Below are 26,479 nucleotides of genomic sequence, written 5' to 3'. Positions count from 1 at the left end.
AAAGTGATAACGCCGGTTAACCATAAGCATAAACAAAGGTTACAGAGTCACCCCCTGTAACTTAGTCTATTATATTAGCTCTATTTAATTTGGTCAATATCAAGGCTAATGTCGATGGATCTTACCGAATGGGTAAGGGCACCAACAGATATTAAATCAACACCGCTTTTAGCCACTGTCACCACAGTCTCTTCGGAAACACCGCCAGAGGCTTCCACCAGCGCTCGCCCTTTAATCATTTCAACCGCCTCGCGCATAATGGATGGCTCCATGTTATCAAGCATAATAATATCTGCATTGGCCACCACCGCTTCTTCTACACCCTCCAGATCTTGAACTTCCACTTCAATCTTAACGGTGTGGGGGTTGTGACGCCGCGCCAGGTTAATTGCTTGGCTGATCCCTCCGGCCACCTTGATATGGTTATCCTTAATTAAAATGGCATCATAAAGGCCAAATCTGTGGTTGTGGCCACCCCCAACCTTTACTGCGTACTTCTCCAGCACCCGCAGTCCAGGGGTGGTTTTTCTGGTATCAACAATCCGGGTGGGATACATGGATACCAAATCTACCAAAGCGGCGGTTTTGGTAGCAATACCAGACATCCTTTGCAGAAAATTTAACGCTAACCTTTCGCCGGTTAAAATTGCTCGGGCATTGCCCTGCACCTCAGCCAACACTGTACGGGCCTCAACCCGGTCACCATCCTTTACTTTGGCTTCAAAGGTAACTTTCGGATCAAGGTGTTTAAACACCGCTTCGGCCACTGTAATTCCAGCTATCACAGCACTTTCTTTGGCATGAATAATTCCAGTGGCCGTTGCATCTGCTGCCACTGTGCTGTTGGTGGTAATATCGCCAGTTCCCATATCTTCCAGTAAACTGCGATGTATGAGGTCATTTAATAATAGCGGATTCAGTTCCATATGTTTCTCTCCTAACGTCTCATAATGACATGTTTCTTCCAGCGAGACATAGTTTCTGGATAGTCAAGCCTAAAGTGCCCGCCCCTGCTCTCGGTTCTCATTAGGGCGGCTTCGGTAATTAATCTACCTACTTCTATCATGTTGCGAATTTCCATTTCCCTGGGGTTGCGACAACGATGTTTGTCCAGCCAACTATATTGTTCAAAAAAAGATAATGCTTGATTAAGTCTTTGGCTGGTACGCAGTGGTCCCACATTCTCGGTCATGGTCGCCTTAACGGCATCTCTAATGGCATTAAAGTCACCGGTTGGTTCCAGCAACCCTTCACAGGTAAATTTAATCTTAGACCTACTGGCGTGATAATAGCCCAGGTGTTTTTTTATGTATTCTACAATGCGTCGACCAAAAACCAAACCATCCAGCAGCGAGTTACTGGCTAAGCGATTGGCGCCGTGTACGCCTAAGCAGGCCACCTCTCCACAAGCAAAAAGTCCCATAATAGAAGTTTCACCATTAAAGTTAGTTTTTACACCACCCATGATGTAATGGGCTGCTGGAGCAACCGGTATCATTTCTTTAGTTATATCTAAACCATAACGCAAGCAAGTGTTAGTAATGGTGGGGAATCGCTCGGTTATTTTGTCTGCGGACATATGGGTTAAATCTAAATAAACACAGTCTTTATCGGTATTGGCCATTTCAGATAGTATGGCCCGGGAAACGATATCCCTGGGTGCCAATTCCGCCATGCCATGGTAGCGTGGCATAAAGCGCTCACCATTGCTATTGCGCAAAATTCCGCCCTCTCCCCGAACGGCTTCGGAAATTAAAAACCGCGGCGCCTCGGGCAAAACCAGCGCAGTGGGGTGAAATTGCACAAACTCCATATCCATTACCTCTGCCCCGGCCCGGTAGCAAAGGGCAATGCCATCCCCTGTGGCCACCTCTGGGTTGGTGGTATGTCTGTACAGTTGCCCTGCACCACCCGCTGCCAGCACCACTGCTTTGGCATAGAAAACCCGGTAACTGCCGGATATTTCATCAAAGGCCAGCACACCATAACACACATTGTCTTTCACCAATAGGTCCACCACAAAGTGTTGTTCTAATATTTGCGCCTTACCCTGTTCTTCTACCTGGTACATTAAAGTGCGCATTATCTCTGCACCGGTGGCGTCTCCTTTAGCATGCAGTATTCTGCGTTTGCTATGGGCACCCTCTTTGGTCATGGATAATTCCTTGCCATAGTGATCAAAATTAGCCCCCATATCAATTAACTCTTGAACCCTTTTAGGGCCCTCGGTTACCAATATTTTGACCGCCTTGAGATCACACAGCCCAGCCCCAGCCAGCAAAGTATCCTGATAGTGCAGTTCCGGCGAATCGGTCTTGCCTAAGGCAGCAGCAATGCCACCTTGGGCCCGGTCAGAGTTACTATCAATCATTGTTCGCTTGGTTAGTAACACCACTTTTAGACCAGCCTGGGCGGCATGCCAGGCTGTATATAGCCCAGCAATACCGCCACCAATGATTAATAGCTCCGTTTCTTCTTGGGGTAAACTGTCAGTGTCAAAGTTTACCAGATAGTGCCTTTCCATTAATTCATCCCCTAATTACTATTTAACCGCTAACATGCGCTCCAAACTGCCAAGGGCTTTCTCACGAATGTCTGCAGGCACTGTGATTTGAGGCATCAGGGTCTCTAAAGCTTCCTTCAGTTTTGGTAAAGTGGTATATTTCATATCCTTACATACCATTTTTGAATGAACTAAATAAAATTTTTTGTCAGGGTTTTGTTTGCGCATTTGATGCAGAATCCCCTCTTCGGTGCCCACAATAAATTCCGCTGCCTCATTTTCAGCAGCGTAACGCAGTAAACCTGATGTGCTAGATACATAGTCAGCTAGTTCGACAACCTCCGGTCTGCATTCTGGGTGCATCAGTACCTTTGCCCCGGGATATTGACCCTTAGCGGCCAATACATCTTCCACTGTTAAGTTATCATGTATTGGGCATTCCCCGGCCCATACTGTCAATTTTCTATTGGCTTGTCTAGCCACATTAGCACCCAGGTTTTTATCTGGCACAAAAAGAATCTCTTTATCTGTGGGAATGGATTCAATAATTTTAACTGCATTGGCTGATGTACAGCAAATATCGCTCTCGGCTTTAACCTCTGCCGAAGTATTTACATAACTCACCACCACTGTGTTGGGCAGCTGTTTTTTCTTGGCTCGCAGGGCATCGGCCGTGACCATATCGGCCATGGGACAACCTGCAGATTCAACTGGCAAAACAACCTTTTTATCAGGAGATAAAATAGCTGCACTTTCTGCCATGAAGTGCACACCGCAAAATACAATCACTTCAGCATCTGTATCAGCCGCTTTACGGGACAATTCCAGCGAGTCCCCCACAAAATCGGCCACTTCCTGAATTTCAGGTGGTTGATAGTAGTGGGCTAAAATAACCGCATTACGCTCTTGTTTTAATTTTTTAATATCGTCCCATAATTGCTTAACATTATCGTCAAATTGCAAAGCTGTCAGCTCCTTTTAATCAAAGTTCCGTTAGACTACAATAACTTGATTGTAGTACTAAATTGATTAAATTGTCAATCAAGTTAACACACTTGACCATGGGACTCTTCGCTGATAACTTTGACAATCTGATTGTTGTCATCCACCATCACCACTTGGGGCCTAAATTCTTCTGCTTCTTTTTTCTCCATCAGGGCGTAGGAAATAATAATCACTTTATCCCCTGGTTGTGCCAGCCGGGCGGCGGCTCCATTTAAACATACTACCCCGGAATGGGCCTCTCCAGGAATTACATAGGTTTCTAAACGGCTGCCGTTGTTTAAATTTACCACCTGCACCCTTTCGTGCACCAAAATGCCCGCCGCCTTTAACAATTCCCTATCCACAGTAATGCTACCCATGTAGTTCAAGTTGGCCTCGGTAACAGTGGCCCGGTGAATTTTGCTTTTAAATAGTGTTAATAACATTCTACGCCTCCAACATTATGTTATCTATTAATCTAGCCTTACCAAATTTAGCCGCCACAGCTAACAGCACCTGGCCCTCAATTTTATCGATCTCTTTTAGACTTGGATAGGCATAGATCTCCACATAATCCAGTTGAGCACAGGGTTCACTGTTAATTTTATCAGCCACCAATTTAGTTAAGGTGTTAACATCCCGTTCTCCGGCCTGCACTTGCTGTTTTGCCAACTGCAGGCTTTGGTGAAGGATGGTTGCAACTTGTCTTTGCGGGGGCTCCAGATAAGTGTTTCTAGAGCTCATGGCCAATCCATCGGCTTCCCTAACTATGGGCACCGCCACGATTTCTATGCCCATATTTAAATCCTGTACCATTCTTTTAATTACCGCCACCTGTTGGGCATCCTTTTGCCCAAAATATGCCCGCTGGGGCTTAACAATGTTAAACAGCTTGGTCACCACGGTGGCCACCCCGGTAAAGTGGCCGGGGCGTTTGTTACCACAGAGCTTATTGGTTAAAGCTTCCCCCACCATAACCACGGTATCAAATCCTTCGGGATACATTTCGTCGTCAGTGGGCGCAAAAACTACATCCACACCAACCTCTGCCGCCCTTTTAGTATCCTGTTCCAAATCCCTAGGGTACGATGCTAAATCCTCTGTGGGGCCAAATTGCAGTGGATTGACAAAGATACTGGTAACCACATAGTCGCACTCAGCCACTGCCCTCTGCATTAAAGATAAATGGCCTTGATGTAGATAACCCATGGTGGGCACCAAGCCCACTGTTTTATTTTGCCCCTTGGCAGCTGCCACCAATTCTTGTATTTCGGCAATTGTTTTGACAACTTGCAACCTAGACACCTCTTTATTTTTAGTAAATTTTTTTCAGTTCCTCGTCGGGCATAGAAAAGGAATGTTCCTCATCGGGGAATTTCCGTTCCCGAACATCATCCCGATAGCACTCCAACGCTTGGACAACCTCTTGGTACAGATTAGCATATCGCTTGACAAATTTAGGCTTGAATTGGTTATTGATTCCCACCAAATCATGGAACACAATTACCTGACCGTCACAGACATTGCCTGCCCCAATACCAATGGTGGGGATGTCAATGGCCTCTGTCACCAGTTTGGCCAATGAAGTGGGTACACATTCCAACACCACCGCAAAGGCCCCGGCCTGTTGTAGTGCTTTGGCATCGGCAATCAGCTTGCTGGCTGCATCGGCGGTTTTACCCTGCACACGATACCCCCCCAGTTGGTGCACCGATTGGGGAGTGAGGCCCAAGTGGCCCACCACAGGTATACCCCCGCTTGTGAGCGCTTTAATTACCTCGGCCACCTCTTGGCCGCCCTCAATTTTAACTGCTTTAGCACCACCTTGTTGCATTAACAGGCCGGCATTGCGCATGGTATCTTCCTTGGAAATGTGACAGGTTAAAAAAGGCATATCTGCCACCACTAAAGCCCTTTTAGCACCCCGGGTGACGGCCTTGGTATGGTGTACCATTTCTTCTATAGTAACCGGTATGGTGGTGTCATAACCCAAAACTGTGTTACCCACTGAATCCCCCACCAAAATCATGTCTATCCCTGCCGCATCCACCATCATGGCGGTGGGATAATCATAGGCTGTCAGCATGGTAATGGGTCGTTTTTGTTGTTTCATCTTTATTAATTCTAAAGTGGTAACGGGTTTATTCATTCTTGTTTCCCTCCAATATATTGATTAATTCTGTGGCGGTGGCTTGGTTAATTGATTCCTTTTGCAATGCCAACGCCACCGTCAGCTTGCCCAGGGATTGGTAAACTTGCTGTTCAACGGCGCCTAGTTCATTAATGGCTTTGATGTGTTTGTCCAGTGTAATGCTGTCGCCACGCTCAACGGGACCGGTCAATGCCTTAATAGTGCCGTCCTTTTCAATATTGTTCAACGTGCCCATTATGAGCGGCCATAAAGCCGGCACAGACTGCTGCCGTTCTAGGCCCAATTTGGCCAGCATTTCTGTGGCTAAGTGAATAATGGCAACTAAATAATTAGATGCCACCACTGCCGCCGCGTGATAAAGAGGCTTATCCTCTGGGTTAATGGTAATGCCATGGCCATGTAAGTCATTCAGCAGTTGATTTAAAACCGGCAGTGCGTCGGCATCCCCTTCAATGGCAAAATAGCTGCCAGGCAAATTCAAAATGGCTGTTTCCACATCCGCAAAGGATTGCAATGGGTGAAAAGCTGCCACCAACGCCCCATGCTGTCGGGCAATGTTAATGGCTGTCGAGGGTATTGAACCGCTGGTATGTACAATAATTTGTCCCGCTTTAAAACCGCCGTTATTAGCAATTGTGGTCACCACATTCACCACTTCTCTATCGGGGGTGGTAATAAAGACAATTTGCGCGCCATTGGTAAAGGCCGTTAACTGGGTAGAATAATTAACTCCCAGGCGCAAACCGAGGGCTTGAGCGCTGGATACGCTACCACTGACCACGCCCACTATTGGATAGCCTGACCTTTGCAAAGCCACCGCCATTGCCGAACCAACTTTACCCGCACCCACCACCGTTACAGTTGGTTTACTCAATATCACACCCCCTACCTATCTAGGTTTTAATTCTGATACCTAAAAACAAAAAAACGACCCCTGAAACCACAGGTGGTCGTTTGACGTCCTTCAATTCCTTCCTTCTCGGTCCAAGCGGTTCCAAGCGAGTATATACCCAGTATTAATATTTTAATAATTGCCATACCCTTGAGGTGCAGTTCATAAAGATACCACCCTCGACAGGGTTATTCTAGCATAATATATTTAATGGAGGCAATGCCATTGGGATAATTAGCTATAAAACCCGTGCCCGCTGACACGGGTTTTATGCTGTAAGTTTTTATCCTCTAATTTCTATTAATTCTCCGTCAGGACCGACAAATACTGTTCTACGCCAACCTTCTTCTCCTGGCTCCCTTGATCCAGCAGGTTGAGGCTCGGTATCAACAGGAATACCGGCAGCTTTTAGGCGGGTATAGTCTTCCTCAAAGTTATCACTCTCAAGGCAGAAATGAAATCCTTGAATTGGCGAGCCAGTTGGCATATGTATCAACTCTATAATGGTGTCACCTAGTCTAAGATAAATTATTTTTTCTATTGTGGGTTCAGGAACATCATGTTCATAATATTTTTTGAAACCAAAATGTTCTTCGTAAAAATGGATAGACCTGGCTCTGTCCTTAATATTAAATGCTAAATGTTCGATGCGTTTAAACATAGTTCATTCCTCCTGATAATAGGTTGGTTTTTCCCTTTCTACCAATGTCATTCCCCAAAGCAGATTTATTTAACCATGGAACATGAGAGATGCCATAAATGATTAAAGACATAGGTTGATAAACCGCCTATTGTCGTCATTTATCTTTATCGGAAATAACTGCCCCAGTCATGGCATCTATGTACCGGATGGGGGTTCTGGAATGCCGATCACATGCTTGATAAACAAGGGTATAGGGTTCTGTTTCACTATCATAATTTTTGCTCCATGCTAATTTAAAATCCAAATGATTGATAAATATTTCCCTGACTTCTTTTTTAGAAATAGCTGGTTCAGCAGGGATTTGGCTCAATTGTTCCACGTCAAAACGCGGTCCACTGTAATGATCAATTTGTCCGGTTTTGCGGTTAACTACAACCGTTACTAATCCTAACTCCATTGGTATGCCATGTTCGTTACACATATGAAAAAGGAATGATTGTTGCATTTCAGTACCATCCACTTCTTCATTTTCCCGGACAATCAATTGCAGATACTGATAATAATCTGGAATAACCCTTTGTAGAAAGTCTATGGCTTTTTGATAACATGCTTGGTGACTAAGGCAAAGGTCGCCGCTTCGTTCTTTAAACCACATAAAACTTCTGACTTTACCCGTCTTCTTTGCAATGAAGGCTTTAACGGTACCCCCCGAATGTCTTTGGAAAAAGCCAACCATGGATAAATCCTGTTCCTTCGTCTCCCAGTCTCGATCACGCCACACAATGCCGGTTTCTTCCCCCATATCCACTTCACGAATTACTTCCATCCCCTCAGAAATACCAACGATATCCTCAATGGATAAATCTTTGCGTTCTATTGTGCCCGATGGCGGAGGCACTGTAGCATACCTTTGCAGATCCTCTTCTTGATGGACAATGGTTAACGTTGGTTGCAAAACGTCTGCTTGATATTCCATAAATGGCTCCGGTATGTACACCAGGCGGAGCCCATCCTCCGCTACATTATGAATATCAGTATAAAGATTTGTAACCCTGAGTTGAAAATCCAGTCTGTTTTGTACATGTTCAATTAGCACTTCTTTTGAAATCAACTTCGTTGGTATTTCAGGTGTCTGTTTCACGCCTCTGTATGTAAACTCAACAATGCTCCCCGCAGCGTCAACATCAATAAAACAACCAGCATCATCTAGCGGTAAGTCCATTACCATTTGTTCATAGTAAAAACGATATCCATTAGTAAGTTTTTTTGTGTTATATAAAGTTAAATCCTTTAATGCCTGGGGATAATGGCTTAGTAAAAATTGTTCCGCTCGTTCTCTTCTTTCCGCTACATTTAAAGGGATGGCATTGGAATTTTTATCGTTCATATCAATTAGTAAACTAGTCAAATTACCCGCAAGATCTAGACTTATCATAATACCTTCATCTTTTTCTTTGTTTGTCCATGAAAACATGGCCCCACCTTCTCCATTCTCTCCCTCAGTATATTCCTCAATGACTGGTTGAAAATGATTGGGAATTTGGACCATCGATAATGCTCGTTTCCTCAATTCTTCTCTTAGCAAGCAAGCCACCCCCACAGTTTAAATTTTCTCTTTCTCCAAAAGAAAAATATTTCCTGGTTATTCTTCATCCTTAGTTATGGGATATTCATGTTTTTGGGGTTCCCGGCAATACTTCTTCAAATTAGCCAATACCGCCCCAAACTGTTGATAGTTTTTTCTGGCTTCAATCAATGTTAATCCATGATTTTGGTCACTTGCCTCATCATCACTTTGAATAAATAAATCTATCTCCCAAAGACATATTGGGCAGACATAGGCAAGGGCATCGCCATTATTCGGAATTGTTATAAATCCACAGCAAGGGCACGGTGAATTGCCAACCATATTTACTTCATATTTTTTGCTGTTCATTATCCACCACCCATTATGACAATAATCTCACCGGCCTACATACGCATTTTATAGATGATGTGAAGTAGTCATTACTCCCGCTTCTTACACAATTTATAAATAATGTTCATCTATTTATCCTGTTCATTTAAAGAATCAATATATTTTTTAGCTTCTATTAATCCTACTCCAGTAGCAATCCTATATCTTTTAACCGCTTCAACTTCTTTACCTTCTGAAATAAGTTTCTTTAGTTCATTATCTATTGTATTAGGGAATCCAACTTGTTGAGCAATTTTATTTAAAATTGTATTCATACGAGATATATCGCTTTTTAATTGACTAATAATTGCTACCAAAAATAGTAGTATTCCTATTATAAATATCCAAACAATTGTATTGTCCATCTTTTCACCTCCACAATTAGCTTCATATAAATTTACTAATGCCTATAAATAGTTTAACATACTACTGCACATTCACCATCTAATGTGCAGAAATACTAAGACGATGTCCAACTAAGGGAATTGATTGCTTATTTAAACTTTTTATTAATCAACTGTTAAATATAAATCTATTTAACCGCCCCCTAGTATAATTGGTTTTGCAACAGCCGCCCTTTGTGCTAAAGCCGATGAAACTTAGAGCTCATCATAGGGTACAATCTCCTGTTGCTCCTTCAACTCTGTAGCAATTTCGGCAGCGGTTTTTCCATTGGCCACCAATAAGTCCCCGTTAATATCAGCCAACGGCACCATCACAAAGGCCCGTTCAGTCATCCTGGGATGGGGCAAAGTTAACTCGCTGCTGTTAAACACCTCATCCCCATAGATAAGCAAATCTAGGTCAATGGTTCGCGGTCCCCAGTGAATGGTCCGCACCCGCCCCAACTGACTTTCTATATTCAACAGCCTATGTAATAATTCCAGCGGCGAAAGGGTGGTTTCCACCTCAATAACGGTGTTTAAAAACCAATCCTGTTCGGTATAACCCACCGGTGCCGTTTGATAATAAGGCGCCACTTTGGTAACCCGTAACCCCATAGTAGCATCTATTAAAGCAATGGCCCTGTTGATAGTCTCTTTTTTATCTCCGATATTACTGCCAATGGCAATATAGGCAACGGCCTTAGACCTGGTGATTTCCACCGCCATATAATCAAAAATGCCCGGTATCGGCGCTTGGGGTTTCTTTACTTGCACCGTTACCTTTTTAACAGCAAAATTGTCCAACACCTGTGAGGCAATGGTTTCTGCCAAGGATTCTATCAGTTTATATTTGGCACTTTCTATAATGTTTTTAACCAACCGGTACACATCAGCATAGCTCACCGTTTTGGCTAAATCATCAGCGATTCCGGCCGGTTGTAAATCCAAATACAGTTGTAAGTCCACTGTAAAGCGTTGGCCCAACTGCTGTTCCTCGGCCAACGCTCCGTGATAGCCATAAAACTGCATCCCCTGCATAATAATTTTATCCATCCATATCACCCCGCACAATGGCATCGGTCATCCGACATACCCGGACCATTTCTTTAACATCATGTACCCGCACAATATCCACACCCTTGGCAATTCCCAATGCCACTGTGGCGGCAGTGCCCTCCACCCGTTGGTCCACCGGTAAATTCAGCGTGTTGGCAATGATGGATTTACGGCTGGTGCCCAGTAACACCGGATAACCCAACGGCCTAAGTTCATCCAGGCGCCTCATCACTTCCAAGTTTTGTTGATGGGTCTTACCAAAGCCAATGCCGGGATCAATAATTATTTTATCCCGGGGCACCCCGGCTAAAAGGGCTTGGTCTGCTGCCCGCTCTAAAAATTCTATAACATCAAACATCAAATCTTTGTAAGCTGTTCCCTGTTGATTATGCATCAACATTATCGGCGCGTTATATTGTGCCGCCACCGAAAACATATTTGCGTCAGCTTGCCCAGCCCAGATATCGTTAATAATGTGAGCCCCTGCCTCTAACGCTTGCCTGGCCACTTCCGCCTTAGTGGTATCTACCGATATGGGCACATTTATTTGGGTTGCCATCCTCTCCACCACCGGGATAACCCGCTCCAGTTCCTCATCTAAACTAACACTGGTATAACCAGGTCTGGTGGATTCCCCACCAATGTCAATGATATCTGCCCCATCATTTACCATTTGCACTGCGTGATCCAACGCCTGTTCCACCCGATTAAAATTACCACCGTCAGAAAATGAATCCGGGGTTACATTTAAAATGCCCATTACATAGGTGCGCTGGCCAAAGGCAAGGGTCTTTCCCCGACAATCCATTTCTCTGGTACCATTTGGGTTCAAGTTATTCAACACCGATTCAATGCTTTCAGCCAGTTGTTTCAACTTAAAGGGCTGCACCCTTAACTTGTCACATACCCTTTTGTATTGCATTTCGGTGGCCATCATCAGCATATCTGTTTGGGACACCGAATGATTCACCACCCCTCTGGTTACAGCTGCTTCACCACCGGCAGATAGCATTTCTTGTTTGATAATGTTGGCTTGGGTAGGAGTAAGGTCCTTTAATTTCAACACGCGAAATACCGCCTTTGCTGCCATATGCTGTACCCCCCAGCAGTCACAACCAATGGCAGCCAATTGCTGTATTGCCTGTGCTCTATCCTTTATCTCGATACAACGAATACTCAACTGAATATCACCCCTTTAAAACATCCAACCTTAGTATATAGTTGCCAAACAAGTATTTCAAGAAAAGCACTGATTCCAGCATATCGTTTACAGAAAAATACTAAAGGGCCAAGTATCAATTGTCATAAATAAAAAAATACCCCCTTTTGAGAGGGGGTAACAAAAATTATTTATTTTAGAGGCACACTTTTAAACAGCTTAGTATTCATTAGGCATGTTGTTCAATTGAGCCAAAGTAAATACCGGGCCATCTTTGCACACATACTTACTGCCAATATTGCAGCGACCACACATGCCAATGCCGCACTTCATCCGCATTTCTAAGCTCATGATGATCTGTTCTGGGGTAAAGCCCAGTTCCACCAGCACCGGTTGGGTAAACTTAATCATCACCGGTGGGCCGCAAATGATACACACGGTGTTCTCAGCACTGGGAGCCACTTCTTTGGTGACGTTGGGTACAAATCCGGTGCGTCCGGTCCAACCCTCCGCCGGGCGGTCTATGGTGGTCACCATGTTGATGTCGTCCCGGCTTTCCCATTCTTTTAGTTCGTCTTTGTATAGTAATAATCCAGGGTTCCGGGCTCCATAAATCACTGTTAATTCGCCATAGTCTCCACGCCTTACCGGGTCCAGTAGATACTGGATGGTGGAACGCAGTGTGGTGAAGGCAAAGCCTCCGCCGATGATGACGATGTTTTTTCCCTTTAGGTTTTCTAGTGGGTACCAGTTGCCCAACGGCCCCCGAACACCCACGATACTGCCTTCTTCCAACAGGTGCAGCGCTGTGGATACCACCCCCACTTTGGCCACCGAAAATTTCAGTATCCCGGGCTCATTGGGGGATGAGGCGATGCCAAAGGGGGCTTCGCCCTTGCCATATACCATCAGTTCGGCAAACTGCCCCGGCAGGTACTTGAAGTTTTCGGCATCTTCTTGGTTGACAAATTCTAAGGTAAAGGTGTGAATCAGTTTGTCTTCGGTCTCTGTGAAGTTCTTTACCAATCTCATTGGTATTGGCAAATATGGGTTGTTTTTGTTCATATCTTAACTTACCTCGCTTCCGGTGTCCTGTACCTTGACTTCCGCCAGTACCTGTCTGATGTCTAGGTTTACAGGGCAGTTTTTTATGCACCGACCACAGCCTACGCATGCGGTGGCGTTGTATCTATCAACGAAGTAGTTAAATTTGTGCATTAACCGCTGTCTCCAGCGCTCTTTGCCACTGGTACGCGGGTTGTGTCCCGAGCCGTGTAACGTAAAGAGTGGGAACATGCAGGAGTCCCAGTTCCTTACCCGACAGCCATTGCAGTCTTTGGCTTCGTCTGCTATGTCGAAGCAATGGCAGGTGGGGCACAGGTAGGTGCAAGCACCACAGCTCAGGCATTTTTCGTGCAGTTTATCCCAGTAGGCATGGCTGAACATGCCATCTAGTTTTTCTTTGATGCCGGTGATGTCCACTTCACTGGTCAGTACTGCTGCTGCCTTTGTTTTTTCTGCCGCTGCTTTTGTATCAGCATCGGCTGCTTCTAAGCCCAGTTTCCCTAGCAGTTCTTGCCCTTGGTCGGTAACTGCCTCTGCCAGATAGCTTTCACCAATGTCTGTCAATAGCACGTCGGAGCCATCGCTGTTGAAGGGGCCGCCGCCCACTGAGGTGCAGAAACAGCTGCTTTCCGGTTCACTACAGCCTAGACTGACGATGATGGTGTTCTTTCTTTTGGTTAGGTAGTACACGTCTTGGTACTGGTCGTTATGAAATACGTTGTCTAGCAGCATCATGGATCTGGCATCACAGGGGCGTACGCCGAAGGCCACTGTTTTGGTGTCGTCCAGGTTGCTGTTCATCTTTAGACCCTCTTCACTCACGCTGTAGTTGTACAGTTCTTCGGATTGAGGGAAAAGGATTTCTTTGACCGGCTTTTTGGTGGTTGCTCCCAGTTTTACTTCGCCACCGGCTCCGATGGGTTCGAAAAGTATGTTGTCGCCTTTTTCTACCGGCGCATATACTCGGTATTGTTGGGTAAGTTTGTCCAGTAGTCCCTTTAGTTCACTTTTCTTTATGATCATCCTTGTTCACCTCATTCCTTCATCAAGAACGCTTGTGGGTCCTCGGTGGTAAAGTCGTTTAGTACCGGTTTGTCCTCTGGGTTTAGCCCAGCCTCATAGTTGAACATGTCTTTGACGTCCTTTACTCCTTTGCGGGTCAGAAGGGACAGTTTGATGCCCATTGGGCACGCCCTTTCACAGGCTCCACAGTCGGCACAGCGGCCCATCTGATGGAATACCCTTACCCCTTGGAATATCAGGTTGTCTTTGGCACTGTTGGCCCGTTTGCTGATCCACTGGGGAGTGGAGCAGTCCACAAAGCATTCCTGGCAATAGCACATGGGACAGGCGTTACGGCAGGCGTAACATCTAATGCATTTTTCCATCTCGGCCGCCAGGATTGCTGATCTTTCTGCGGCACTTTTGGCTGCAAATTCTTCCACTTCGGCAAAGCTTACTTCTTTGGCCGACAGTTCTTCGCCAATCAGTTGGTCGTAGATTACTGGGTTGCCGTATGCACACCGTTGGCAGGTGTCGTATAGTAACTCGGCCTTTGCTCCTTTGGTTTCAAAGCCTTTGCCCTTTAGCACCACTTCTTCGCCACTAATTTCTGCTGCCAGTATTTCTTTGCCGCCCACTTGCTTTTTGGCTTTTTTACGGTCTATCATCCCTTGGCAGGGTACGCCAATGATGTATAGGTTGTCTCGGTTGATCTGGTTTTCTTTGATTAGCGCCACGATGGCCCGCACGTCACAACCTTTGGCCACCACTGCCACTTTTTCTTCCCGTTTCCTTAGGTAGTTGGCCAGGTTGTTTTCGCAGTATTCGTCCCAGATCAGGTTGTCGGCTTCCGCTGTTGTCCGGGCAAAGTAAGGTGTGCTGCGGAGCGGTAAGCTTCCCTGGGCAAACCCCACTACCAGGTCAACTTTCTTTTCTTCTAACAGCTTCTTGGCGGCTTCTTGTATTAATTTACTTTGTTCTTGCATCCGCTACACCTCATCCGCTTTTTTAAATATCCCCTGTTGGGGGCCTAGTTCTTTGACACGTTCGCTCACTTTGGTCACTACGTCCGCGAATCTGCCTCCTTCGGCCGCTGATACCCAGGTGAAGTTTACTCGGTCTTCTTCTACTCCCATGTAGTTCAGCATGCTTTTTAGTAAGGCAAATTTACGACGGGCTACGTAATTGCCACTAACATAGTGGCAGTCGCCCGGGTGTCAGCCGGAGGTTAGAATGCCGTCGGCACCGTTCCTCAGGGCTGAAAAGATAAACAGCGGGTTGATTCTGCCGGAACACGGTATCCGCACCACCCGGATGTTGGTGGGGTATTGGAGCCGTCCAACACCCGCCAAATCCGCTCCCGCGTAACTACACCAGTTGCATAGAAATGCTACTATCTTGGGTTCGTATGTCATTTGCTACCCTCCTAACCTAAAGCGCACTTAGCATTGACATGATTTGTTCGTTGGTGCAACCTTTGATGTTGATTGCTCCGCACCGGCAGGATGATGAGCAGGCTCCACAACCCTTACACAGTGCTTCGTTTACCACTGCTACTTTTTGTTCCATATCTACTTGCACAGCTTGGGCTGGGCAGACGGCTTCACAGGCCCCGCAGGCTGCACATTTCTTCTTGTCCACTATTGCACATTTGCCTTCTACGATGATGTCGTCTTTGGCCAATACTGTGGCTGCCCGGCCGGCTGCTGCTTTGGCCTGGGATATGTTTTCTTCCATGTTCTTCGGTCCGTGGGCTAAGCCACACATGAACACGCCGTCGGTGCTGAAGTCCACCGGACGCAGTTTTAGGTGGGCCTCCAGGAAGAAGTTGTCTTCGTTCATCGGTACTTTGAAGAACTTGGATAGTTTTTTGTTGGATTCTACCGGCGGTACGATGGCTGCCGCCAGCCCGATTACGTCAGCGTTAATGACGATGGTGTCTCCCAGCACATGGTCGGTCACTGTTACTCTTAGTCCGTCTCCGGGGTTTTCCACCACTGGCTTATGGTCTTCGCTGTAGCGGATAAAGATTACGCCTTTTTGACGGGCTTCGGTGTATAGGTCTTCAAAGAATCCGTAGGTTCTGATGTCCCGATAGAGAATAAATACTTTGGCTTCCGGACGGCGTTCTTTGATCTTTAACGCCAGTTTTATTGATTTGGTACAGCAAATTCGGCTGCAGTAGGGCCGCTCGCTGTCCCGGGAGCCAACGCATTGTACCAGTACCACGTTGTTTACTTTGTCCAGGTTGCCTTGGGCGATTTCCCCTTCCAGTTCTAACAGGGTTTTTACTCGGTGGTTTTCGCCATATAGGTATTCTTGGGGCTGGTATTCTTCGCCACCGGTGGCGATTACTGCCACACCATGGTTTAGTTCTTCGCCATTGGTCAGTTTGGTGGTGAAGTTGCCCATAAAGCCTTGGACATCGGCCACTTCGGCTTGGGTGTAGACTTTGATTTTGGCGTTGGTTTGTACTTTGTCAATTAGTTGGTTTAAAAAGGCCGGAATGTCTTCCCCAGTTAAGCCGTATTGTATCCGACGGGCGATGCCACCCAGTTGGGCTTCTTTTTCCACTAGGTATACTTGGTAGCCTTGGCTGGCCAGGTTTAACGCGTTGGTCATGCCGGCCACGCCTCCACCGATTACCAGCACATCGTGGTTCATGTCCAGTTTGATGGGGTGCACTGGTTGAGCCAACTTCACTTTGTTCACTGCCATTTTTACCAGGTCTTTGGCTTTGGCGGTGGCTTTTTCTGGCTCGTTCATGTGTACCCAGGAGCACTGGTCCCGAATGTTGGTCAGTTCAAACAGGTGTGGGTTGAGACCGGCTTCTTTTAATGTCTCTTGGAACATTGGCTCGTGGGTCCGGGGACTACAGGATGCCACCACTATGCGGTTGAGGCCATGTTCTTTGATGGCGTCTTTGATTTGTCCAGCGGCATCTTGGGAACAGGCGTAGATTTTGTTGGTGGCATAGGCTACGCCCGGCAGTTTTTGGGCAAATTCCACTACACTGGGTACGTCCACCACTCCGGCAATGTTGATACCGCAGTGACAGACAAATACTCCGGTCCGCACTATCTCTCCGGATACGTCTACTTCCGGTGGGTATTCTTTGGTCTTGGTCAGCGTCCCTTTGGCTTCGGCCAACAGCCCTTGTACTTCTCCGGCTGCCGCACTGGCTTGCATTACTGTCTCCGGTATGTCCCGGGGACCGGAAAAGGCGCCGGCCACAAAGATGCCTTCTTTGTTGGTGCCCACTCCACTTAGGGGTTCGGCACTGCAGAAGTTGTATTTGTTTAGGTTTACCCCCAGTTTTTGGGCCAATTCCACCGCTTCTTTTTTCGGTTCTAAGCCCACTGACAGTACCACCAGGTCAAAGTCTTCGTAGCACACTGTGCCGTCTTCTAGGGCATAGCGAATTTGTACTGCTCCTTCTTCTCCCGGACGTACTTCGTAAACTCGGTTCCGGATGAATCTTACGCCGTCCTTGGCTTTGGCTTTGTCGTAGTATTTTTCAAATTCTTTGCCATAGGTTCTCATGTCCATGTAGAAGATGGCGGTGTCTAGGTCGTTGTTGCTGTGTTCTTTGGCGATTACCGCTTCTTTGATGGCATACATACAGCATACGGATGAACAGTAGCCGTGGTCTTGTTTGCAGTTGCGGGATCCTACGCATTGTATCCAAGCTATTTTCTGGGGCTCTTTGTGGTCTGACGGTCGAATTAGATGACCGCCAAAGGGACCAGAGGCCGATAGGATTCGCTCAAATTCTAAGCTGGTGATCACGTTGGGCACTTTGCCGTAGCCGTAGTAGTCCAATTTGGCTGCATCAAAGGCGTCAAAGCCTGGCATCAGTATCACCGCACCTACTTCCAATACCGTTTCGGTGTCTTGCATGTCGTGGTTGATTGCTCCCGCTTGACAGGCCTTTAGGCACTTGCCGCAGGCTTTGGCATTCTTAAATTTTAAGCACTTGGCGCTGTCTATGGCGTAGGCATTGGGAAATGCTTGGGCATATTGTTTGTAGATTGCTTTCCGCTTGGACAACCCTTGGTTAAACATATCGTCCACTTTCACCGGACATTCTTCGGCACAGGAACCGCAACCGGTACATTTGTTGGGATCTACGTAACGGGCACGGGTTCTGATTGTGGCTTGGTAGTTCCCCGGTTCCCCTTGTAAATCCACCAGTTCACTGGTGGTCATTACGTTGATGTTTAGGTGTCTTCCACAGTCCACCAGCTTCGGTGACAATATACACATCGAGCAGTCGTTGGTGGGGAATGTCTTGTCTAGGGCTGGCATCGTGCCGCCTATGGCGGGACTGCTTTCTACTAGGTGTACATAGTAGCCTGATTCCGCTAAGTCTAATGATGCCTGAATCCCTGCTATACCGGCTCCTAATACCAGTACGCTTCCTACTTTCTTACTCATCTTTTATACATCCATCCTCTCCTAAGATGTATGATGTGACTATATTTTTGTTTCGCCAAATATATTGTTTTCTAAATGTTGCGATAATTGTGACTTTAGTAACAATCCCATGGATTGACTACAGGCCGTGGACATTGCTGTCCACGGCCGGTTTTAAATACACTTATTTTTTATTCTTCCGTTTCTGCCTCTTCTTCCCCTGGTATCACCAATGCATTGGCCACCAGTGGGGAAATGTGCGTCATGTTCTTTTTGTTGTTAAAGTATTCTTTGTTGATATCGGTGAACTGGTCCATACAGTTGTGGCATGGAATTACCACCACATCAGCACCAGTGGCTACAATCTGGTCTGCTTTACGCTTACCCTTCTTAATCCGTTGTTCTTTAAATTCTGGCATCGCCAGCGCACCACCACCGGCACCACAGCAGTAATTATATTTCTTGTTGGGGTTCATATCCCTAAAGTCAGCACAAATGTTTTCCATTACATAGCGGTGGGCCTCAAATACACCCTCTTTACGCACCAGGTTACATGGGTCATGCACTGTGGCTGGCTCTGGGTTTTTATTCTTATCCACTTTAATTACCCCGTCACGAATCCAGTCGGCATAAAGCTCAACTACACTGCGAATGGGGAATTTAGGACCTTCCCAGAACTTATCGTAACCCATGCGTACCGATTTAAAGGCGTGACCACACTCGGTAACAATTAACTCTTTAGCATTTAACTCCACCACTTCTTCCAACATCGGCTTAGTTATTCTCCAGAAGTCATGGTTATTGCCACTAAACAGCGCTAGGTTAGTGGCATCCCACTTTGCTGGTCTGCCCAAGGTGTAATTAGCACCGGCATAGTAAAATACCTTTAAGATTTCTTGCAGTTCATGGGGGTAATATTTAATTTCCCGGGCGTTTAAGCCAAAAATAAAGTCCGCATCCTTTTTGCCCATTGGAATTTTATAGTTAGGGTCTCCCAACTCTTCCTGTAGTTCTTCCTCGATCCATTCCAATGTATCTAGGTAATCTTCCTGGGAAACGTTCATTTGGTTACCAGAGGTAATGGTTTCATCAACAACTTGCTGCATAAAACCAGGTAATGGTAAACCAAACTGACCACGCACAGTTCTTGTAATGGCGGCTATGTTAATGCCCATTGGGCATTCCACTGTACAGCGTTCGCACATGGTGCAGAACCATACAAACGGGTCATTTAACACCTCGTCACGCATACCCAATACAATTTTGCGCAAAAACTTGCGGGGGTCATTGTCAGGGTGTACGTCAGAGTAAACACAACCTGCTGTACACATACCACAAGTTAAACATTTAGTGAGGTCATAACTTTGCAGTTTTTGGGCAACCTCATCAGTAAAAGTAGGGTCAAGCTTCGCAGCTTCAATAACGGCCATTATTATTCCTCCCCCTTCAAACCTTTCGGGTTTTTGTATCGACCATTAATTCTATCTAGACGCCTTAGTATTCATTAGGCATGTTGTTCAATTGAGCCAAAGTAAATACCGGGCCATCTTTGCACACATACTTACTGCCAATATTGCAGCGACCACACATGCCAATGCCGCACTTCATCCGCATTTCTAAGCTCATGATGATCTGTTCTGGGGTAAAGCCCAGTTCCACCAGCACCGGTTGGGTAAACTTAATCATCACCGGTGGGCCGCAAATGATACACACGGTGTTCTCAGCACTGGGAGCCACTTCTTTGGTGACGTTGGGTACAAATCCGGTGCGTCCGGTCCAACCCTCCGCCGGGCGGTCTATGGTGGTCACCATGTTGATGTCGTCCCGGCTTTCCCATTCTTTTAGTTCGTCTTTGTATAGTAATAATCCAGGGTTCCGGGCTCCATAAATCACTGTTAATTCGCCATAGTCTCCACGCCTTACCGGGTCCAGTAGATACTGGATGGTGGAACGCAGTGTGGTGAAGGCAAAGCCTCCGCCGATGATGACGATGTTTTTTCCCTTTAGGTTTTCTAGTGGGTACCAGTTGCCCAACGGCCCCCGAACACCCACGATACTGCCTTCTTCCAACAGGTGCAGCGCTGTGGATACCACCCCCACTTTGGCCACCGAAAATTTCAGTATCCCGGGCTCATTGGGGGATGAGGCGATGCCAAAGGGGGCTTCGCCCTTGCCATATACCATCAGTTCGGCAAACTGCCCCGGCAGGTACTTGAAGTTTTCGGCATCTTCTTGGTTGACAAATTCTAAGGTAAAGGTGTGAATCAGTTTGTCTTCGGTCTCTGTGAAGTTCTTTACCAATCTCATTGGTATTGGCAAATATGGGTTGTTTTTGTTCATATCTTAACTTACCTCGCTTCCGGTGTCCTGTACCTTGACTTCCGCCAGTACCTGTCTGATGTCTAGGTTTACAGGGCAGTTTTTTATGCACCGACCACAGCCTACGCATGCGGTGGCGTTGTATCTATCAACGAAGTAGTTAAATTTGTGCATTAACCGCTGTCTCCAGCGCTCTTTGCCACTGGTACGCGGGTTGTGTCCCGAGCCGTGTAACGTAAAGAGTGGGAACATGCAGGAGTCCCAGTTCCTTACCCGACAGCCATTGCAGTCTTTGGCTTCGTCTGCTATGTCGAAGCAATGGCAGGTGGGGCACAGGTAGGTGCAAGCACCACAGCTCAGGCATTTTTCGTGCAGTTTATCCCAGTAGGCATGGCTGAACATGCCATCTAGTTTTTCTTTGATGCCGGTGATGTCCACTTCACTGGTCAGTACTGCTGCTGCCTTTGTTTTTTCTGCCGCTGCTTTTGTATCAGCATCGGCTGCTTCTAAGCCCAGTTTCCCTAGCAGTTCTTGCCCTTGGTCGGTAACTGCCTCTGCCAGATAGCTTTCACCAATGTCTGTCAATAGCACGTCGGAGCCATCGCTGTTGAAGGGGCCGCCGCCCACTGAGGTGCAGAAACAGCTGCTTTCCGGTTCACTACAGCCTAGACTGACGATGATGGTGTTCTTTCTTTTGGTTAGGTAGTACACGTCTTGGTACTGGTCGTTATGAAATACGTTGTCTAGCAGCATCATGGATCTGGCATCACAGGGGCGTACGCCGAAGGCCACTGTTTTGGTGTCGTCCAGGTTGCTGTTCATCTTTAGACCCTCTTCACTCACGCTGTAGTTGTACAGTTCTTCGGATTGAGGGAAAAGGATTTCTTTGACCGGCTTTTTGGTGGTTGCTCCCAGTTTTACTTCGCCACCGGCTCCGATGGGTTCGAAAAGTATGTTGTCGCCTTTTTCTACCGGCGCATATACTCGGTATTGTTGGGTAAGTTTGTCCAGTAGTCCCTTTAGTTCACTTTTCTTTATGATCATCCTTGTTCACCTCATTCCTTCATCAAGAACGCTTGTGGGTCCTCGGTGGTAAAGTCGTTTAGTACCGGTTTGTCCTCTGGGTTTAGCCCAGCCTCATAGTTGAACATGTCTTTGACGTCCTTTACTCCTTTGCGGGTCAGAAGGGACAGTTTGATGCCCATTGGGCACGCCCTTTCACAGGCTCCACAGTCGGCACAGCGGCCCATCTGATGGAATACCCTTACCCCTTGGAATATCAGGTTGTCTTTGGCACTGTTGGCCCGTTTGCTGATCCACTGGGGAGTGGAGCAGTCCACAAAGCATTCCTGGCAATAGCACATGGGACAGGCGTTACGGCAGGCGTAACATCTAATGCATTTTTCCATCTCGGCCGCCAGGATTGCTGATCTTTCTGCGGCACTTTTGGCTGCAAATTCTTCCACTTCGGCAAAGCTTACTTCTTTGGCCGACAGTTCTTCGCCAATCAGTTGGTCGTAGATTACTGGGTTGCCGTATGCACACCGTTGGCAGGTGTCGTATAGTAACTCGGCCTTTGCTCCTTTGGTTTCAAAGCCTTTGCCCTTTAGCACCACTTCTTCGCCACTAATTTCTGCTGCCAGTATTTCTTTGCCGCCCACTTGCTTTTTGGCTTTTTTACGGTCTATCATCCCTTGGCAGGGTACGCCAATGATGTATAGGTTGTCTCGGTTGATCTGGTTTTCTTTGATTAGCGCCACGATGGCCCGCACGTCACAACCTTTGGCCACCACTGCCACTTTTTCTTCCCGTTTCCTTAGGTAGTTGGCCAGGTTGTTTTCGCAGTATTCGTCCCAGATCAGGTTGTCGGCTTCCGCTGTTGTCCGGGCAAAGTAAGGTGTGCTGCGGAGCGGTAAGCTTCCCTGGGCAAACCCCACTACCAGGTCAACTTTCTTTTCTTCTAACAGCTTCTTGGCGGCTTCTTGTATTAATTTACTTTGTTCTTGCATCCGCTACACCTCATCCGCTTTTTTAAATATCCCCTGTTGGGGGCCTAGTTCTTTGACACGTTCGCTCACTTTGGTCACTACGTCCGCGAATCTGCCTCCTTCGGCCGCTGATACCCAGGTGAAGTTTACTCGGTCTTCTTCTACTCCCATGTAGTTCAGCATGCTTTTTAGTAAGGCAAATTTACGACGGGCTACGTAATTGCCACTAACATAGTGGCAGTCGCCCGGGTGTCAGCCGGAGGTTAGAATGCCGTCGGCACCGTTCCTCAGGGCTGAAAAGATAAACAGCGGGTTGATTCTGCCGGAACACGGTATCCGCACCACCCGGATGTTGGTGGGGTATTGGAGCCGTCCAACACCCGCCAAATCCGCTCCCGCGTAACTACACCAGTTGCATAGAAATGCTACTATCTTGGGTTCGTATGTCATTTGCTACCCTCCTAACCTAAAGCGCACTTAGCATTGACATGATTTGTTCGTTGGTGCAACCTTTGATGTTGATTGCTCCGCACCGGCAGGATGATGAGCAGGCTCCACAACCCTTACACAGTGCTTCGTTTACCACTGCTACTTTTTGTTCCATATCTACTTGCACAGCTTGGGCTGGGCAGACGGCTTCACAGGCCCCGCAGGCTGCACATTTCTTCTTGTCCACTATTGCACATTTGCCTTCTACGATGATGTCGTCTTTGGCCAATACTGTGGCTGCCCGGCCGGCTGCTGCTTTGGCCTGGGATATGTTTTCTTCCATGTTCTTCGGTCCGTGGGCTAAGCCACACATGAACACGCCGTCGGTGCTGAAGTCCACCGGACGCAGTTTTAGGTGGGCCTCCAGGAAGAAGTTGTCTTCGTTCATCGGTACTTTGAAGAACTTGGATAGTTTTTTGTTGGATTCTACCGGCGGTACGATGGCTGCCGCCAGCCCGATTACGTCAGCGTTAATGACGATGGTGTCTCCCAGCACATGGTCGGTCACTGTTACTCTTAGTCCGTCTCCGGGGTTTTCCACCACTGGCTTATGGTCTTCGCTGTAGCGGATAAAGATTACGCCTTTTTGACGGGCTTCGGTGTATAGGTCTTCAAAGAATCCGTAGGTTCTGATGTCCCGATAGAGAATAAATACTTTGGCTTCCGGACGGCGTTCTTTGATCTTTAACGCCAGTTTTATTGATTTGGTACAGCAAATTCGGCTGCAGTAGGGCCGCTCGCTGTCCCGGGAGCCAACGCATTGTACCAGTACCACGTTGTTTACTTTGTCCAGGTTGCCTTGGGCGATTTCCCCTTCCAGTTCTAACAGGGTTTTTACTCGGTGGTTTTCGCCATATAGGTATTCTTGGGGCTGGTATTCTTCGCCACCGGTGGCGATTACTGCCACACCATGGTTTAGTTCTTCGCCATTGGTCAGTTTGGTGGTGAAGTTGCCCATAAAGCCTTGGACATCGGCCACTTCGGCTTGGGTGTAGACTTTGATTTTGGCGTTGGTTTGTACTTTGTCAATTAGTTGGTTTAAAAAGGCCGGAATGTCTTCCCCAGTTAAGCCGTATTGTATCCGACGGGCGATGCCACCCAGTTGGGCTTCTTTTTCCACTAGGTATACTTGGTAGCCTTGGCTGGCCAGGTTTAACGCGTTGGTCATGCCGGCCACGCCTCCACCGATTACCAGCACATCGTGGTTCATGTCCAGTTTGATGGGGTGCACTGGTTGAGCCAACTTCACTTTGTTCACTGCCATTTTTACCAGGTCTTTGGCTTTGGCGGTGGCTTTTTCTGGCTCGTTCATGTGTACCCAGGAGCACTGGTCCCGAATGTTGGTCAGTTCAAACAGGTGTGGGTTGAGACCGGCTTCTTTTAATGTCTCTTGGAACATTGGCTCGTGGGTCCGGGGACTACAGGATGCCACCACTATGCGGTTGAGGCCATGTTCTTTGATGGCGTCTTTGATTTGTCCAGCGGCATCTTGGGAACAGGCGTAGATTTTGTTGGTGGCATAGGCTACGCCCGGCAGTTTTTGGGCAAATTCCACTACACTGGGTACGTCCACCACTCCGGCAATGTTGATACCGCAGTGACAGACAAATACTCCGGTCCGCACTATCTCTCCGGATACGTCTACTTCCGGTGGGTATTCTTTGGTCTTGGTCAGCGTCCCTTTGGCTTCGGCCAACAGCCCTTGTACTTCTCCGGCTGCCGCACTGGCTTGCATTACTGTCTCCGGTATGTCCCGGGGACCGGAAAAGGCGCCGGCCACAAAGATGCCTTCTTTGTTGGTGCCCACTCCACTTAGGGGTTCGGCACTGCAGAAGTTGTATTTGTTTAGGTTTACCCCCAGTTTTTGGGCCAATTCCACCGCTTCTTTTTTCGGTTCTAAGCCCACTGACAGTACCACCAGGTCAAAGTCTTCGTAGCACACTGTGCCGTCTTCTAGGGCATAGCGAATTTGTACTGCTCCTTCTTCTCCCGGACGTACTTCGTAAACTCGGTTCCGGATGAATCTTACGCCGTCCTTGGCTTTGGCTTTGTCGTAGTATTTTTCAAATTCTTTGCCATAGGTTCTCATGTCCATGTAGAAGATGGCGGTGTCTAGGTCGTTGTTGCTGTGTTCTTTGGCGATTACCGCTTCTTTGATGGCATACATACAGCATACGGATGAACAGTAGCCGTGGTCTTGTTTGCAGTTGCGGGATCCTACGCATTGTATCCAAGCTATTTTCTGGGGCTCTTTGTGGTCTGACGGTCGAATTAGATGACCGCCAAAGGGACCAGAGGCCGATAGGATTCGCTCAAATTCTAAGCTGGTGATCACGTTGGGCACTTTGCCGTAGCCGTAGTAGTCCAATTTGGCTGCATCAAAGGCGTCAAAGCCTGGCATCAGTATCACCGCACCTACTTCCAATACCGTTTCGGTGTCTTGCATGTCGTGGTTGATTGCTCCCGCTTGACAGGCCTTTAGGCACTTGCCGCAGGCTTTGGCATTCTTAAATTTTAAGCACTTGGCGCTGTCTATGGCGTAGGCATTGGGAAATGCTTGGGCATATTGTTTGTAGATTGCTTTCCGCTTGGACAACCCTTGGTTAAACATATCGTCCACTTTCACCGGACATTCTTCGGCACAGGAACCGCAACCGGTACATTTGTTGGGATCTACGTAACGGGCACGGGTTCTGATTGTGGCTTGGTAGTTCCCCGGTTCCCCTTGTAAATCCACCAGTTCACTGGTGGTCATTACGTTGATGTTTAGGTGTCTTCCACAGTCCACCAGCTTCGGTGACAATATACACATCGAGCAGTCGTTGGTGGGGAATGTCTTGTCTAGGGCTGGCATCGTGCCGCCTATGGCGGGACTGCTTTCTACTAGGTGTACATAGTAGCCTGATTCCGCTAAGTCTAATGATGCCTGAATCCCTGCTATACCGGCTCCTAATACCAGTACGCTTCCTACTTTCTTACTCATCTTTGCATCACCATCCGTCCTCCTAAAAATATAACCTGGGGAATTTCAATTACATTAACGAAGGTGGGTTTGTCGACATTTTGTCCAACTAAAATTCATTGCTCTGCATTTTTCTACAGAGAAGTTTAAAATATTTAAAATTCACCTTCAAATTTTAAATATTTTGTAACTTTGTTTTAAATTTTTTAGCAATAGATTTTTGACCTTCTACTTAATTGCGGGGTTTAATTGGTTAATTGGTTTAAATTGCACAAAGCTTCAAGTATATTTATGCAATATAATAGAAGGAATATTACATCTAGCTTAAAGACTTATAGCTAGTATAATATTTTCTAAAATATCCGTCAATTATCTAGCTGACATATGACTTATTAAATTGGCAGTGCTTGTGATGTTAAAAACAAGCTCTTACTATTTAATATACGTTATCGAGGATAAAATACCTGCCACTTTTTCTATTTTTTTATAAAAGGCGAACTTATTTT

At 46.9% G+C, this 26,479-nt stretch carries 24 protein-coding genes; all 24 read right to left on the bottom strand.

Going from position 1 to position 26,479, the window contains the following annotated elements; all coding sequences use genetic code 11:
• Window positions 1-80 precede the first annotated feature (80 nt).
• The gene (gene nadC, locus V6C27_12425; GenBank protein MEG6617215.1) at window positions 81-926 is read right to left on the bottom strand and encodes a carboxylating nicotinate-nucleotide diphosphorylase; all 846 of its coding nucleotides are present in this window, start codon (window positions 924-926) and stop codon (window positions 81-83) included.
• A gap of 11 nt (window positions 927-937) precedes the next feature.
• Window positions 938-2,524, bottom strand: coding sequence for an L-aspartate oxidase (gene nadB, locus V6C27_12420; protein ID MEG6617214.1), 1,587 nt, complete (start codon window positions 2,522-2,524; stop codon window positions 938-940).
• An 18-nt stretch (window positions 2,525-2,542) separates the two neighbouring features.
• Window positions 2,543-3,466: a quinolinate synthase NadA gene (nadA, locus tag V6C27_12415; GenBank protein MEG6617213.1), complete on the bottom strand. Its 924-nt coding sequence runs from the start codon at window positions 3,464-3,466 to the stop codon at window positions 2,543-2,545.
• Window positions 3,467-3,549: 83 nt separating this feature from the next.
• The gene (gene panD / locus V6C27_12410) at window positions 3,550-3,933 is read right to left on the bottom strand and encodes an aspartate 1-decarboxylase (GenBank protein MEG6617212.1); all 384 of its coding nucleotides are present in this window, start codon (window positions 3,931-3,933) and stop codon (window positions 3,550-3,552) included.
• 1 nt (window position 3,934) lies between these two features.
• Window positions 3,935-4,783, bottom strand: coding sequence for a pantoate--beta-alanine ligase (panC, locus tag V6C27_12405; GenBank protein ID MEG6617211.1), 849 nt, complete (start codon window positions 4,781-4,783; stop codon window positions 3,935-3,937).
• 19 nt (window positions 4,784-4,802) lie between these two features.
• A complete protein-coding gene (panB, locus tag V6C27_12400; GenBank protein MEG6617210.1) occupies window positions 4,803-5,636 on the bottom strand; it encodes a 3-methyl-2-oxobutanoate hydroxymethyltransferase in 834 nt (277 codons plus the stop codon).
• Window positions 5,629-6,513, bottom strand: a complete 885-nt coding sequence (locus tag V6C27_12395) for a Rossmann-like and DUF2520 domain-containing protein (protein MEG6617209.1) — start codon at window positions 6,511-6,513, stop codon at window positions 5,629-5,631. The genes panB and V6C27_12395 overlap by 8 nt, the downstream gene beginning before the upstream one ends.
• Window positions 6,514-6,814: 301 nt before the next feature.
• Window positions 6,815-7,192 (bottom strand): VOC family protein, encoded by a 378-nt coding sequence (locus V6C27_12390; protein MEG6617208.1) that lies wholly within the window; start codon window positions 7,190-7,192, stop codon window positions 6,815-6,817.
• Between the two features lie 136 nt (window positions 7,193-7,328).
• The gene (locus tag V6C27_12385) at window positions 7,329-8,768 is read right to left on the bottom strand and encodes a YcdB/YcdC domain-containing protein (GenBank protein ID MEG6617207.1); all 1,440 of its coding nucleotides are present in this window, start codon (window positions 8,766-8,768) and stop codon (window positions 7,329-7,331) included.
• A 48-nt stretch (window positions 8,769-8,816) separates the two neighbouring features.
• Entirely contained in the window at window positions 8,817-9,110 is a 294-nt protein-coding gene (locus V6C27_12380; protein MEG6617206.1) for a CPCC family cysteine-rich protein, read from the bottom strand.
• 110 nt (window positions 9,111-9,220) lie between these two features.
• On the bottom strand, window positions 9,221-9,496 hold the full coding sequence (locus V6C27_12375; protein ID MEG6617205.1) for a 50S ribosomal protein L7/L12: 276 nt from the start codon (window positions 9,494-9,496) through the stop codon (window positions 9,221-9,223).
• A 234-nt stretch (window positions 9,497-9,730) separates the two neighbouring features.
• Complete coding sequence (folK, locus tag V6C27_12370; GenBank protein ID MEG6617204.1) at window positions 9,731-10,570, bottom strand: 2-amino-4-hydroxy-6-hydroxymethyldihydropteridine diphosphokinase; 840 nt, start codon at window positions 10,568-10,570, stop codon at window positions 9,731-9,733.
• The gene (gene folP / locus V6C27_12365; GenBank protein MEG6617203.1) at window positions 10,563-11,759 is read right to left on the bottom strand and encodes a dihydropteroate synthase; all 1,197 of its coding nucleotides are present in this window, start codon (window positions 11,757-11,759) and stop codon (window positions 10,563-10,565) included. The genes folK and folP overlap by 8 nt, the downstream gene beginning before the upstream one ends.
• Window positions 11,760-11,951: 192 nt before the next feature.
• Complete coding sequence (locus V6C27_12360; protein MEG6617202.1) at window positions 11,952-12,797, bottom strand: FAD/NAD(P)-binding protein; 846 nt, start codon at window positions 12,795-12,797, stop codon at window positions 11,952-11,954.
• 3 nt (window positions 12,798-12,800) lie between these two features.
• Window positions 12,801-13,820 (bottom strand): 4Fe-4S dicluster domain-containing protein, encoded by a 1,020-nt coding sequence (locus V6C27_12355; GenBank protein ID MEG6617201.1) that lies wholly within the window; start codon window positions 13,818-13,820, stop codon window positions 12,801-12,803.
• Window positions 13,821-13,831: 11 nt separating this feature from the next.
• Complete coding sequence (locus V6C27_12350; GenBank protein MEG6617200.1) at window positions 13,832-14,785, bottom strand: 4Fe-4S dicluster domain-containing protein; 954 nt, start codon at window positions 14,783-14,785, stop codon at window positions 13,832-13,834.
• 3 nt (window positions 14,786-14,788) lie between these two features.
• Window positions 14,789-15,214, bottom strand: a complete 426-nt coding sequence (locus V6C27_12345; GenBank protein MEG6617199.1) for a hydrogenase iron-sulfur subunit — start codon at window positions 15,212-15,214, stop codon at window positions 14,789-14,791.
• Between the two features lie 16 nt (window positions 15,215-15,230).
• Window positions 15,231-18,236 (bottom strand): CoB--CoM heterodisulfide reductase iron-sulfur subunit A family protein, encoded by a 3,006-nt coding sequence (locus tag V6C27_12340; GenBank protein MEG6617198.1) that lies wholly within the window; start codon window positions 18,234-18,236, stop codon window positions 15,231-15,233.
• Window positions 18,237-18,406: 170 nt separating this feature from the next.
• Window positions 18,407-19,645, bottom strand: coding sequence for a (Fe-S)-binding protein (locus V6C27_12335; GenBank protein MEG6617197.1), 1,239 nt, complete (start codon window positions 19,643-19,645; stop codon window positions 18,407-18,409).
• 64 nt (window positions 19,646-19,709) lie between these two features.
• Window positions 19,710-20,555, bottom strand: a complete 846-nt coding sequence (locus V6C27_12330) for an FAD/NAD(P)-binding protein (protein MEG6617196.1) — start codon at window positions 20,553-20,555, stop codon at window positions 19,710-19,712.
• A 3-nt stretch (window positions 20,556-20,558) separates the two neighbouring features.
• Window positions 20,559-21,578: a 4Fe-4S dicluster domain-containing protein gene (locus tag V6C27_12325; GenBank protein ID MEG6617195.1), complete on the bottom strand. Its 1,020-nt coding sequence runs from the start codon at window positions 21,576-21,578 to the stop codon at window positions 20,559-20,561.
• 11 nt (window positions 21,579-21,589) lie between these two features.
• Window positions 21,590-22,543 (bottom strand): 4Fe-4S dicluster domain-containing protein, encoded by a 954-nt coding sequence (locus tag V6C27_12320; protein ID MEG6617194.1) that lies wholly within the window; start codon window positions 22,541-22,543, stop codon window positions 21,590-21,592.
• A 3-nt stretch (window positions 22,544-22,546) separates the two neighbouring features.
• The gene (locus V6C27_12315) at window positions 22,547-22,972 is read right to left on the bottom strand and encodes a hydrogenase iron-sulfur subunit (GenBank protein ID MEG6617193.1); all 426 of its coding nucleotides are present in this window, start codon (window positions 22,970-22,972) and stop codon (window positions 22,547-22,549) included.
• A gap of 16 nt (window positions 22,973-22,988) precedes the next feature.
• Window positions 22,989-25,994 carry a CoB--CoM heterodisulfide reductase iron-sulfur subunit A family protein gene (locus V6C27_12310; GenBank protein MEG6617192.1) on the bottom strand — a complete coding sequence of 1,002 codons (3,006 nt, stop codon included), beginning with the start codon at window positions 25,992-25,994 and terminating at the stop codon, window positions 22,989-22,991.
• Window positions 25,995-26,479: the final 485 nt, after the last annotated feature.

Source organism: Peptococcaceae bacterium 1198_IL3148, assembly GCA_036763105.1.
GTDB lineage: Bacteria > Bacillota > Desulfotomaculia > Desulfotomaculales > Desulfohalotomaculaceae > JBAIYS01.
Note: the sequence above shows the minus strand (reverse complement) of the source record. Positions and strands in the feature narration are given on the sequence as shown.